Raw genomic sequence first — 13,242 nt, forward strand, 5'->3', positions numbered from 1 at the left:
TTCTTATATTTATAAATTTTTTATTTCACCTATTGCTCTATTATACTCACGCCTCGATCCCCCGGCTCTGCAACCGGCACCTCATCGGCAAGAATTATGTCCTTCTCCCGGCTGTTCACACCCTTATGAGTCTTTTTATTCCTTATTTTAACCAGAGCCATGTTCAATACGGTGTCCATATCCGACGCAATAACAAATTTCAATTCCTGTCTGACATTTTCGGGTATATCCTCAATATCCTTTTCATTATCTAAAGGTATAATAATTGTATTGATCCCCGCCCGGTGCGCTGCCAGAACCTTTTCCTTGAGTCCTCCTATCGGCAGAACCCTGCCTCTTAATGTGATTTCGCCCGTCATAGCCACATTTTTCTTTACAGGCATCCCCGTCAGGGCTGAAACCATAGCAGTAGCCAAGGTTATTCCCGCCGACGGGCCGTCCTTTGGAATAGCTCCCTCCGGGACATGAATGTGTATGTCATACTTGCTGTGAAACTCCATGTCTATTCCAAACTGCTCCGCCCTTGAACGGATAAAGCTTACCGCAGCTTTGGCGGACTCCTTCATAACATCACCCAGCTGGCCTGTTAAATCGAGCTTGCCGCTTCCCTCCATCAGATTTACTTCTATAAAGAGAGTATCTCCTCCCACAGGTGTCCATGCCAGTCCTGTGGCAATACCGACCTCGTCTGCTTCATTGGCCTTATCATATCTGTATTTTTTAGTGCCGAGAAGCTTCTCTATATTTTTAGACGATACCTTCATCGACTTCTTGTTTTCAGAAACCAGGCTTTTAACAACCTTTCTGCATACTGTCGCGATTTCCCTTTCAAGGTTTCTGACTCCCGCTTCCCTCGTATAAAAGGTTATAATATCCCTTGCCGTCTGCCTATCTATAGTCATATTGCTCTTTTTGAGGCCATGGGCCTTCATCTGCTTGGGAACCAGGTATTTCATTGCTATATTTACCTTCTCCTCCTCGGTATAGCTGGTAAGGTGTATAATCTCCATCCTGTCCAAAAGAGGCCGTGGTATTGTGTCAAGGGTGTTCGCGGTGGTTAAAAACATAACGTCGGAAAGATCAAAAGCAAGCTCCATGTAATGATCCCTGAACGCAAAATTCTGTTCGCCGTCCAGAACCTCCAGCATGGCTGAAGCAGGGTCTCCCCTGAAATCACTGCTCATTTTATCTATTTCATCAAGAAGTATCAAAGGGTTTTTAGAGCCCGCCTGCTTTAATGCCGCTATTATTCTTCCGGGCATGGAGCCTACATATGTGCGCCTGTGCCCTCTGATTTCGGATTCATCCTTTACTCCTCCCAGAGACATCCTCACATAGTTCCTGTTCAATGCCCTGGCTATCGACTTTGCAATAGATGTCTTTCCCACTCCCGGTGGCCCCACAAGGCATAAAATAGGACCCTTTAGAGTATTTTTCATCTTTCTTATGGCAAGGTACTCTACTATTCTCTCCTTTACCTTTTCAAGGCCGTAGTGATCATCGTCAAGTATGTCCTGTGCCCTGTCTAAATCAATAATTTCTTCTGTGCTATTATTCCATGGAAGGTCGAAAATCCATTCCAGATATGTCCTTATGACTGATCCCTCAGCAGACCCCGGAGGCATTTTAATTAAGCGATCCAATTCCTTCATCACTTTTTTTTCGGCCTCTTCGGGAAGGTCTGCCTTTGCCAGCTTCTCCTTGTACTCCTCAACCTCGCCGGCTATCCCGTCCTTATCCCCAAGCTCGTTTTGTATAGCCTTAAGCTGTTCGCGCAAATAGTATTCCTTTTGCATTTTATCTATCTGCTTTCTGACCTTTGCACTTATGTTCTTCTCAACCTCAAGTATTTCAATTTCCTTTAGCAATATCTCCAAAAGCTTTTCCAATCTCGCCTTGGGGTTAAATTCATTTAATATATCCTGTTTTTGTTCCACCTTCAACACCAGATTCGACGTAATTATATCCGCCAATTGTCCCTGATTTTCAATGGTACTTACAGACATTATAATATCGGCCGGCGTCTTGCTGCTTAATTTTACATAATCCTCAAAGGTAGATATTACCTCTCTCTTTAAGGCCTCCATTTCGATATCGTCGTCCTGATCGTAATTATAAATCTTTTCAACAACCTCCGCCATAAAAAACGGCTCGGTTTGCGTAAACTCACCTATCTCAGCCCTGCTTATGCCCTCAACAAGAACCCTTATTGTATCTCCGGGAAGCTTCAACATTTGTTTTACCTTAGATATTGTGCCTACGGTATATATATCATCCTCCACCGGAGAATCATTTCTTGCATCCTTCTGTGTTACAAGCAGTATGAGCTGATTATTTATCATTGCCTCTTCCAAAGCCTTTATGGATTTTGCTCTGCCTACATCAAAGGGCAGCGTCATATAGGGAAATACTGTCAATCCCCTTAGAGGCAAGAGCGGAAGCACCTGCTTCTTAATAATCTTTTTTGATTCTGACATTTGACCATCCCCTCGTTTTTATTACAAATAAACATTTGCGTATCTATAGAGCAATGCGGTATAAATTATCTCCGGCACAAACCGCCTTAATCACCCGGCAAGCAAATTCCAGATATAAAAGCTTTGCCGCAGCATATGCTCGGACTATAATTGTTACAATTATACCTTTTAAGCTCTTGAATTTCAATTGTTTTATATGGAATAACAGGTAACACATGCTTTTATACTCACAGGCAATTCCTACAATTTCTTAATTTCGAACAGCCTGTATAATCCATCCTCCAGCAAATCCGTTTCATTCTTTTGAGGTATCTGCATTCCATAGCGAACCCTGTCATAAACTTCCGTGGCCTCTCTTACATAATGCACCATTTCTTTACAGTCCTTTATTTTATCATATATTTCCTCGGTTGTATCGCTCTTGCTTAATGCCCTGTTCTTCTTAAATATGGTACAAAGAATGGCATAATATATATATCTTACCTTCCGAACCGGGTCTTTAATTTTTTTCAAGTCCCTTTTTATGTTTATTGTCAGCCTTTTATCAGCCCTTCGCAATGTACTCCTCTCATCTTCCGCAATAGGCTCTATCTCATCATAATAGCAATCCTGCCTGCTTTGCGGCTCGTTTTGGGAGTTGACCTTCAAAAGCCTTTTTACCCATTCCGAGAATGAAGCCGCAGCTTTTTTCAGCGCGGAAAACATATGCGGAGAAATCTTATATATAATATAAAGCAAAACAAAATACTGCACTATATCCGTTATTAATCCCCATATGGGGTTTTGGGCTTCACTTTCAGGAAAGGCAGGGTACTGCATTTGTTGTGCGGGGTCTTGATGTTGGGTGCCGTAAGGCATTATCATAGACAAAAAATCCGAAACGGCGCTAGCGACCCATCCAATCACTTGCTGCAAGGCTTTAATGATGCTCACAACAATTCCTTTAAGATTTATAAGTAAAATGACGGCGGCAAAAAACAATAGTACTGCCGCAAGGTTATAGCTCCTTATTTTATCAGGTACGGGAGCGGAATGAGAGGTCTTTTTAATAAACACATAATCAAGCTCCGATTGATTTTGTACTATGAAGGACATCATCATAAATATAAGTGCAAATATGAAAAGCAATGTGCCGTAAAGCGCATAGCTCTTAAAATATGTGCAGATAAATATATAAAAGGCCGTTAGAATAAGTCCGGGATAAAAGCTTGCCCTGCTCAATATGCTGCCCGGCTCGTAATTGCTAAGCTTAATGCAGGTGCAATAGAATAGCAGTGTAAAAACACATGCAAATATCGTCCGGGCCGCTCCGGCATTCCAATACAATGCAGAGACGACACACACGGGGACAACAGAGGTAGAATATGCCGCTATTGTTGTAGCCGCCCTTATGCCGGCGTTGCCCTCCCATATAAAATCAATCAGTGGATTTTTCAGCAGCCTTTGGGCAAAAGCACATTTATCCCTTATGATATATCTTCCGGCAAAAACTCCCGCAAAGAACACGCAGAGGCTGAATATGAGCTCTGCCACAACACCTCCGGCTCCAAATACGGCATGTCTTAGCAGCATAAATCCCGGATATACTAATGAATACAAGCCTGTAAGCTCCGCAAGCCGGAGCAGCGTACTTCTTACGCGGTTCTGCATTTAACGCTCACCTCCAAGAATATATGCATCTACTCCCCGTGGCACTATGTCCTCCTGAATCCACTCATCCAGAACTAAAAAAAGCACTCTGTTTCCATTTCTTCTCATAATGTCTGAAATTCTGCAAATTTCCTCATTTATATAGCATGTTATTATAAATATCTGATTGTTCATAATCACATCGCTGCTTTCCGCTAAAAAAGATTCAAAATCCTTTTTGTTTTCCAGCCTTAGCCCTGCCAAAAGCTTTAAAAGCTGAAATATATGCTCTCTGCCTCCTGCCTCTTTAGTAAATACAGTACCCTCATCTCCTTCAATACAGCCATTGACAGCAAGCCTTGCCGTCATCCCCATTTTAAGCGCACTGTCCAGCAGCGTAGCAGCCGTCTTGATTCCCAGCTCGATCTTGCCCTTGTCGAGTACCGTATCATGCTCAAATTCTCCCGATTGCATATTTAATATTGCTGTAATCCCCATACGGCAAGTAAAATCATTTTTTCTTACCATCAGCCTTCCCTGTCTTGCGGAAGACTGCCAGTGTATCCTGTTCATAGAATCAGCTTCAGTATACTCTCTTGTCCCAGACACTATAAATGGGTCATCCATTATCCATCTCTTTATTACCGCATCCCCCTGAAGGCAATTTACCGGGATAAATACCGAATTGAGATCAATTATGCCGGGGTACACTACCAGCACAGCGTTTACCTCCACCGCTTCGGAGGAGCTTCCCATTCCCAAAAGATCTCCCCATATAAGTGTTACGTTTTTTGTAGTGAACACTCCTCTTTTAAGACAGATAACCTTCCAATGCCTGGTTATTTTTTGATGGCTTTTTAGTAAAAAGCTGCTTGTAACCCTCCTGTCCTCCTGCGTTATAACAGACCTTGTCCCTGCAAAATCCAGCCATTTTGATGAATGGATGTCAACCTTAAGCCACGGCACGGGAAGCAGTTTTCTATTATATAACGTTTCCACAAGACAAAGCTCCTGCCCCTCATAGGCCTCCGAAGCACTGAATGTGCAGAGGTATTCCAGCTTGTACGCACCATACCTGTTAAAAATATGTCTCTGAAGACCTATGGCAATAAAAACAATTGCTATTAAAGCTATAACTTCCATATATCAGCTCTCCATTTTGATCTCGTGCCTTTTAACCGACAGGCAGTTCTTCCGTAGGAACGGAAACGCTGCCCAGAATATCAGAAACAGCATCCTCCGCAGAATATCTTGCCGTTAAGGCAGCATGTCCCTTCAAAATGAGCCTGTGAGAAAGAACAGGTACCGCAGCCTCTTTTACATCATGAGGTGTGACAAAATCACGTCCCTTAAGCACTGCCATAACCTGAGATGCTCTCATCAGTGCCAGGCTTCCCCTTGGACTAACGCCTAATAAAATTTTATCATGGTTTCTTGTCATTTCAATTATATTGATTATATAATTCTTTACATTCTCAGAAACAATTACCCCACTGAAGGAATTTTGTGCGTCCACAATCTCTTCAATGTCCGCAACAGGCGGTATGTCCTTTGCAGGGCTGCCAAGCTGAAATCTGTCCAGAATAGCCTTTGCCTCTTCACTGGAGGGATAGCCCATTCTAAGCCTCATATAAAACCTGTCAAGCTGGGCCTCCGGCAGTGAAAATGTACCTTGAGTCTCTATGGGGTTCTGTGTTGCTATAACCATAAAGGGGCTCTCTAATGCTCTGGTGTCACCATCTACGGTAACCTGCCCCTCTTCCATGCACTCTAAAAGGCTGGACTGGGTTCTGGGCGTTGCCCTGTTTATTTCATCCGCCAAAACTATGTTTGAGAATATGGGGCCTGCTCTGAAAACGAACTCTCCCTGCTTCTGGTTAAAAAAGTTTACTCCCGTCAAATCCGAAGGCAGCAGGTCGGGTGTAAACTGTATTCTTTTAAAGCTGCATTTTATAGATCTTGCCAGGCATTTGGCAAGCACCGTTTTTCCTACTCCCGGAACATCCTCCAAAAGAATATGCCCCGAGCAAAAAAGACAAACCAGCACAAGCTCTATTACATTATCCTTTCCCACTATAACCCTTGAAATATTATTCTTAATTCTCTTGCTTAAGTCCCTGACCTGCTCCAGCTCCATACGGCTATCCCCCGATTCAGTCTTTATTTTTTTAAAACAGAGGGTATTATAAACTCTCTAATCAGCCTTGCTCTGTCCTCATCACTGAAGGCTCTCTCCCCATACGGCATTGAGGTTGTCACAGCCACAATATCAAGCTCGGGTATAACGCATATGTTTTGTCCCCCGTATCCCGAGGCTACATAGACATAATATCCGTTCTCCTCACCGGTCCACCATTTAAAGCCGTACCCTGCTGTTGTGTTTGCCGTCCTTTTAGGATCTGTCTCCACTTGCTTGCGTGTAGATTCCTCGACCCATTTCCGCGGCACTACCTGCCTGCCGTTAAACATTCCTCCGTTTAGATACATAAGCCCAAACTTAGCCATATCTCTTGGTCTTATATGCATATTGGCATATCCCGTATAGTACCCTTGCGGATCGGAGGCCCATCGTATGCCTTCTATGTTTAAGGGATTAAAAAGATGCTTCTCCGCAAAATCAAGCGTGCTTGTTTTAGTGGCCTTCGTCAAAATAACCGACAACAGGTGTGAAGCCGAATTTGCATATTGAAACCTCTCTCCCGGCTCATACTTAAGGGAGAGCTCCAGCGTATGCCTTACCCAGTCATCACTTGCAATCCATTTGCCGAGATCCTCGCAAAAGCCGGGAGTCATTGTCAGCAAATGCCTTATGGTAATTTGCTTCTTATCGGAATACCTCTGATTTTGATAATACTCGGGAATATACTCCGAAATTCTTTGGTCTATATTCTTTATAAAGCCCTTGTCGGCAGCAATTCCCACAAGTGCCGACATAAAGCTTTTAGTTACGGAAAATACATTGTTGGCATCATCCATTCCTGCGCCGTTATAGTATCTCTCCATTACGATATTCCCGTGCCTTATTACAATAAGGCTGTAGGCGGCTGTTTTCCCAACCATTTCACCCGCTTTATCCAAAATATCCTTATCCATCCCCTGCTCCGCAGGAGACGACACCATCCATTCCTCCGCTTGCTGAAGCTTTGCCCCAACTTCTGCCTTACTCTCCTTCTTAACCGCCGCCTTGTATGTTTTTCTCTCCTTCAAATATGAAGGCATACTTAAGGACACAGCGATTATTAATATTATTGATATGGCAATAATTTCCTTGGCCTTACCCCTCATTATAAGAGCACCGCCTTTCGCTCGTCTTATATCTATAGAATAACATACATGGAAATTTATATAAAGGAATTATTTATTATATATGTAGCGATAAAGATTTTACATGGAGGATATAACTTGATGGAAGAAATTTTTTTGACCCGTAAGGAATACCTCTAAGAAAAGCGCCTGATGACATACCTGTGAGACATTTCCCCGCAAGGCGTCTTTTCGTTGCTATTAAAAATTTCTGTAAGCAATTATATCCTCTATGTTTGTAAAATCTTTATCGCATCCTATATAGCTTTAAGGACAATTTAAAAACCCCTTTGCCGACTGCACAAAAGGGTTTATATCGTAAAACGTCTATTTTATGCTTTCTGCAAAGCTCCTCCCAAATTCCACACACTGAGCCAGCTCTTCCTCCGTAGGAGTGTATCTGAAGGCCAGAGGAGGCTGTACAACCTTTAATCCCGCTTCTTCAAGCTTAGCGGCTATTATTTTAGGTGCCTCTCCGCTCCATCCATAGCTTCCGAAGCCCGCACCCACCTTATTCTTAAACTTGAGGCCCTTAATATCATCTAAAAGAGATGCTATTGCACGCAACACAATATTGTTTACCGTGCAACTCCCCACTATTACGCCTTTTGCCTTGAATATCTCCGTAATCAAATCGCTCCTGTCCGAGGTGGCGGCATGATAAAGCTTAAACTTTATTCCGCTTTGCAGCAGGCCCTCTCCTATAGCCTCCGCCATAGCTTTGGTAGCATCATACATGGTATCGTAAATAATTACAACAGCTCCCTCATTATAATCCTTAGACCACTCATAATACTTTTCTATTATCTGCAAGGGGTTGTCCCTCCATATAACACCATGGCTTGGGGCAATCATTTCTATCGGCAGCTCCATAGCCTTTATTTGCTCTATCTTTTTCTTTGCAAGAGCACTGAAGGGCGTAAGTATATTGGCATAATATTTAAGGGCTTCCTGGTAAAGCTCACAGCAGTCAATCTCATCATTGAACATAGAGGCCGCCGAATAGTGCTGTCCGAATGCATCATTAGAAAGAGCAAGGGCCGCCCCCTTAACATAAGTAAGCATACTGTCGGGCCAGTGAAGCATCTGCATTTCCACAAAAACCAGCTCATACTCTCCCAGCCTCAAGGAATCGCCCGTCTTAACGATATTAAAATTCCAGGCCTTATGAAAATGCTTCTTTATAATCTCCGCACCGTTTTTAGTACAGTATATGGGAACATCAGGAATTCTCTCCATAAGATATCCGAGACTTCCTCCATGGTCGGGCTCAATATGGTTTATGACAATTGCGTCTATCTTATCCAGCGGCGTATGCTTCTGCAAATTTTCAACAAACTCCTCCTTGTAAGGATTCCATACAGTATCCACAAGCACCGTCTTATCATCCTTAATAAGGTATGAATTGTAGCTTGAGCCCCTGTGCGTAGACAACTCATGCCCGTGAAAACGCCTAAGCTCCCAATCCTTTATTCCTACCCAGTAAACATTCTTTTTTATCTCAAGCATATTACACTCTCCTTTCAGAACCTGCTAATATATATTCCCATACAACTATTACTTAAACAAGTTTTTACGATCTAAAAAGACAAGGAGGTATATACCTCCTTGTCTTTAAAGGTCTGTACAGCTATTAGGCAATTATCTCGGTAACAGTACCCGAACCTACTGTTCTTCCGCCTTCACGGATAGCAAATCTCAAGCCTTCATCCATAGCTATAGGAGTTATAAGCTTGATAGTCATTGCAATGTGGTCGCCGGGCATACACATCTCAGTACCCTGAGGAAGCTCAGCAACGCCTGTAACGTCAGTAGTTCTGAAATAGAACTGAGGTCTGTAGCCATTGAAGAAAGGAGTATGTCTTCCGCCCTCTTCTTTAGTCAAAACGTAAACCTGACTCTTAAAATGAGTGTGAGGCTTGATTGAACCCGGCTTAGCCAAAACCTGTCCTCTTTCGATTTCATTTCTCTGAATACCTCTTAAAAGAGCACCTATGTTGTCACCTGCAACGGCCTGATCAAGAAGCTTCCTGAACATTTCAACACCAGTAACAACGGTCTTTCTGGGAGCCTCCATAAGTCCTACAACTTCAACCTCTTCTCCAACCTTTATTGTACCCTTTTCAACCCTTCCGGTAGCAACAGTTCCACGGCCGGTGATTGAGAATACATCCTCTACAGGCATAATAAACGGCTTGTCAACGGGTCTTTCAGGTGTGGGTATATATTTGTCAACCTCTGTCATAAGGTTCATTATAGGCTGGTATTCAGGAGCGTTAACATCCTTTGAAGTGGATTCAAGAGCAACCAATGCCGAGCCTCTTATGATGGGTATATTGTCACCGTCAAACTCATAAGCACTCAAAAGCTCTCTTAATTCCATCTCAACAAGCTCAATCAATTCCTCGTCGTCAACCATATCGCATTTGTTAAGGAATACAACTATGTGGGGAACGCCAACCTGACGTGAGAGAAGTATATGCTCTCTTGTCTGGGGCATCGGGCCGTCGGCAGCGGATACAACAAGTATTGCTCCGTCCATCTGAGCAGCACCGGTGATCATGTTTTTAACATAGTCGGCGTGGCCGGGGCAGTCAACGTGAGCATAGTGCCTTAAGTCTGTCTCATATTCAACGTGAGCTGTTGAAATTGTGATACCTCTTTCTCTTTCCTCAGGAGCTGCGTCAATCTGGTCATATGCCTTATACTCAGCCTTTCCCAAGAATCCAAGAACCTTTGTGATAGCTGCTGTTAATGAAGTCTTACCATGGTCAACGTGACCTATCGTCCCAATGTTGACGTGGGGTTTATTCCTTTCAAATTTAGCCTTTGCCATTTATAAATTCTCCTCCCTTTTTAGAGCCTCCCAATACCCTCCCTTATATAAGCATATAAGTATATTCGGTATGGTAGACTAATTTATTATTATATTAATAATGCACTTACTTTGACTCTTTATTGCTGAGCACACCTTCCTGAATGCTTTTGGGAACTTCCTCAAAGTGACTTGTCTGCATTGAGAAGGTTCCTCTTCCCTGAGTCCTTGAACGAAGCACGGTAGCATATCCGAACATCTCGGACATTGGAACATGAGCCCTGATATTCTGTGCTCCTGACCTTGCCTCCATGCCTTCAATCCTGCCTCTTCTTGAGTTAAGGTCTCCCATAACATCACCCATGTACTCCTCAGGCACTTGTACATCAACCTTCATTATAGGCTCAAGCAATACGGGGCTTGCCTTGCGGCAGCCTTCCTTAAAGCCCATTGAACCCGCAATTTTAAACGCCATTTCAGATGAGTCAACCTCATGGTAAGAACCATCAACAAGTGTAACCTTTACGTCAACCACCTGATAGCCTCCAAGGACACCATTATTCATAGCATCCTGTATACCTGCGTCAATAGGCCCTATATATTCCTTAGGAACAGCTCCTCCAACAATTTTATTGATGAATTCATATCCTGCACCGGGTTCCCTAGGCTCAATTTCAAGTACACAATGCCCGTACTGTCCTCTACCTCCCGACTGCCTTACAAACTTGCCTTCGGATTTTACAGGCTTCCTGATGGTTTCCTTATATGAAACCTGAGGATTTCCAACATTGGCCTCAACCTTAAACTCCCTCAGCATACGGTCAACTATGATCTCAAGGTGAAGCTCTCCCATCCCTGAAATAATAGTCTGGCCTGTCTCCTGATCTGTATGAACCCTGAAGGTAGGATCTTCCTCTGCAAGCTTTTGCAGCGCAATGCCCATCTTCTCCTGTCCCGCCTTTGTTTTCGGCTCTACGGCAACGGATATAACGGGCTCAGGGAATTCCATAGATTCAAGTATTACAGGGCTGCTTTCATCACACAGCGTATCACCTGTAGTGGTATCCTTCAAGCCTACGGCAGCAGCAATATCTCCGGAGTAAACCATGTCAAGCTCCTCCCTGTGATTTGCATGCATCTGAAGCATACGCCCTATTCTTTCCCTCTTGTTTTTTGTGGAATTCAGCACGTATGACCCTGCACCAAGCTTACCCGAATAAACCCTAAAGAAGCACAGCTTGCCGACATAGGGGTCAGCCATAATTTTGAAAGCCAGCGCCGCAAACGGGCCGTCATCCACAGGAGGCCTTTCCATTTCCTCCTCTCCATCCATGGCAACACCCTTTATAGCAGGTATGTCCAGCGGAGAAGGCATATAAGCTATAACAGCATCCAGCAGCTGCTGAACACCTTTATTCTTATATGCGGAACCGCATGTTACCGGTATAATCTTAACGTCTATTGTAGCCTTTCTGATACCTACACGTATGTCCTCCTCGGTCAGCTCCTCGCCTTCGAGATATTTCATCATTAATTCTTCATCCTGCTCAGCAACCGCTTCCACTAAAATGTTGCGATACTTTTCAGCATCGTCCTTCATGTCGTCAGGAATAGGGGCTTCCTCAATAACCTTTCCCAGATCATCCTTAAACAAAAGAGCCTTCATTGTAACAAGATCAACTATTCCCTGGTAAAATTCTTCCTTACCAATAGGCAATTGAATGGGGACAGCATTGGCTTGAAGCCTGTCCTTCATCATGTTTATACAATTATAAAAATCTGCTCCCATAATATCCATTTTATTTACAAATGCAATACGGGGGACACCATACTTATCGGCCTGTCTCCAAACCGTTTCAGACTGGGGCTCTACCCCTCCCTTTGCACAGAAAAGCGTTACTGAACCATCGAGAACGCGAAGAGATCTCTCAACTTCAACCGTAAAGTCAACGTGCCCCGGCGTGTCTATAATATTGATCCTATTGCCCTTCCATTGAGCTGTCGTAGCGGCAGAGGTTATGGTTATACCCCTTTCCTGCTCCTGCTCCATCCAGTCCATGGTAGCTGCGCCTTCGTGAACTTCACCTATCTTATGAACCCTTCCCGTATAAAACAGGATACGCTCAGTAGTTGTTGTCTTACCGGCATCTATATGGGCCATTATACCAATATTTCTTGTATTATCCAAACTAAATTGCCTGGGCATTCTTACCCTCCTTTCAAACTTACGATAGTCCAATTCATTTAAATGTATAGCAGGCCAGTATAAAGCAGCCGACTATATTATTTGTATTTCAGTTAATAATTAATCATTTAATCAAATCCGCACGGGATTTTACCACCTGTAATGTGCGAAGGCCTTATTAGCCTCGGCCATTTTGTGAGTATCTTCCTTCTTCTTGTAGGCTCCGCCCAGGTTGTTGGTAGCGTCCATTATCTCTCCGGCAAGTCTCTCCTTCATAGTTCTTTCTCCTCTTGCGCGAGAATAAGAAGTTAACCATCTTAAGCCCAATGCCTGCCTTCTTTCAGGCCTTACCTCCATTGGAACCTGATATGTCGCGCCACCGACTCTTCTGGCCTTTACCTCAAGCACAGGCATAATATTATTCATAGCCTGTTCAAACACCTCGAGAGGATCCTTGCCTGTTTTTTCTTTTATTATGTCAAATGCATCGTAGCATATCTTCTGAGCCACACCCTTTTTGCCGTCCATCATTATATTATTGACAAGCTTAGTCACAACCTTGTCATTGTATATAGGATCGGGCAATACATCTCTTTTTGCTATATATCCCTTTCTTGGCACCTTTCTTCCCTCCTTTTCATGATATATTCAATGCTGCAAAGGCTATGTCCCTTTAAATGGGAAGATTCCTTTTGCACCACCGTCACCATAAGGTACTCGATTAAAGCAAAGCAATTTTTGCCAACCGACGGCACTTTTGTACTTGCTATAAAAATAATTTATATTTAAATAACGTACTTAGCACCTTAAATTAAATTCGCCTTATGCAAGGC

Annotated in this window: 9 protein-coding genes; all 9 read right to left on the reverse strand. The window is 43.3% G+C overall.

The genetic code is table 11. The annotated features are described in order from the left end of the window. Positions 1–29 precede the first annotated feature (29 nt). The 9 genes from lon to rpsG all read right to left on the reverse strand — a co-directional run bounded on the left by lon (position 30) and on the right by rpsG (position 13,030). A complete protein-coding gene (gene lon, locus DFR58_RS00105) occupies positions 30–2,477 on the reverse strand; it encodes an endopeptidase La (protein WP_114295778.1) in 2,448 nt (815 codons plus the stop codon). Positions 2,478–2,717: 240 nt separating this feature from the next. Beyond that, complete coding sequence (locus DFR58_RS00110) at positions 2,718–4,127, reverse strand: hypothetical protein (RefSeq protein ID WP_114295779.1); 1,410 nt, start codon at positions 4,125–4,127, stop codon at positions 2,718–2,720. Then, complete coding sequence (locus tag DFR58_RS00115; RefSeq protein WP_114295780.1) at positions 4,128–5,249, reverse strand: DUF58 domain-containing protein; 1,122 nt, start codon at positions 5,247–5,249, stop codon at positions 4,128–4,130. Positions 5,250–5,280: 31 nt separating this feature from the next. Then, positions 5,281–6,243, reverse strand: coding sequence for an AAA family ATPase (locus DFR58_RS00120; RefSeq protein WP_114295781.1), 963 nt, complete (start codon positions 6,241–6,243; stop codon positions 5,281–5,283). A gap of 23 nt (positions 6,244–6,266) precedes the next feature. Next, a complete protein-coding gene (locus DFR58_RS00125; protein WP_114295782.1) occupies positions 6,267–7,391 on the reverse strand; it encodes a serine hydrolase domain-containing protein in 1,125 nt (374 codons plus the stop codon). Positions 7,392–7,736: 345 nt separating this feature from the next. After that, positions 7,737–8,918 (reverse strand): oxygen-binding di-iron domain-containing protein, encoded by a 1,182-nt coding sequence (locus DFR58_RS00130; RefSeq protein WP_114295783.1) that lies wholly within the window; start codon positions 8,916–8,918, stop codon positions 7,737–7,739. A 124-nt stretch (positions 8,919–9,042) separates the two neighbouring features. Next, positions 9,043–10,245: an elongation factor Tu gene (gene tuf / locus DFR58_RS00135; protein WP_114295784.1), complete on the reverse strand. Its 1,203-nt coding sequence runs from the start codon at positions 10,243–10,245 to the stop codon at positions 9,043–9,045. 106 nt (positions 10,246–10,351) lie between these two features. Further along, a complete protein-coding gene (gene fusA / locus DFR58_RS00140) occupies positions 10,352–12,430 on the reverse strand; it encodes an elongation factor G (protein WP_114295785.1) in 2,079 nt (692 codons plus the stop codon). Between the two features lie 129 nt (positions 12,431–12,559). Then, positions 12,560–13,030 (reverse strand): 30S ribosomal protein S7, encoded by a 471-nt coding sequence (gene rpsG / locus DFR58_RS00145; RefSeq protein WP_114295786.1) that lies wholly within the window; start codon positions 13,028–13,030, stop codon positions 12,560–12,562. Positions 13,031–13,242 lie beyond the last annotated feature (212 nt).

This window comes from Anaerobacterium chartisolvens (assembly GCF_003337415.1).
In the GTDB taxonomy this organism is placed as follows: Bacteria; Bacillota; Clostridia; order Acetivibrionales; family DSM-27016; genus Anaerobacterium; species Anaerobacterium chartisolvens.

Coding starts and splice junctions, on each gene's coding strand:
- lon (WP_114295778.1), bottom strand. CDS start 2,477: ATGTCAGAATCAAAAAAGATTATTAAGAAGCAGGTGCTTCCGCTCTTG.
- DFR58_RS00110 (WP_114295779.1), bottom strand. CDS start 4,127: ATGCAGAACCGCGTAAGAAGTACGCTGCTCCGGCTTGCGGAGCTTACA.
- DFR58_RS00115 (WP_114295780.1), bottom strand. CDS start 5,249: ATGGAAGTTATAGCTTTAATAGCAATTGTTTTTATTGCCATAGGTCTT.
- DFR58_RS00120 (WP_114295781.1), bottom strand. CDS start 6,243: ATGGAGCTGGAGCAGGTCAGGGACTTAAGCAAGAGAATTAAGAATAAT.
- DFR58_RS00125 (WP_114295782.1), bottom strand. CDS start 7,391: ATGAGGGGTAAGGCCAAGGAAATTATTGCCATATCAATAATATTAATA.
- DFR58_RS00130 (WP_114295783.1), bottom strand. CDS start 8,918: ATGCTTGAGATAAAAAAGAATGTTTACTGGGTAGGAATAAAGGATTGG.
- tuf (WP_114295784.1), bottom strand. CDS start 10,245: ATGGCAAAGGCTAAATTTGAAAGGAATAAACCCCACGTCAACATTGGG.
- fusA (WP_114295785.1), bottom strand. CDS start 12,430: ATGCCCAGGCAATTTAGTTTGGATAATACAAGAAATATTGGTATAATG.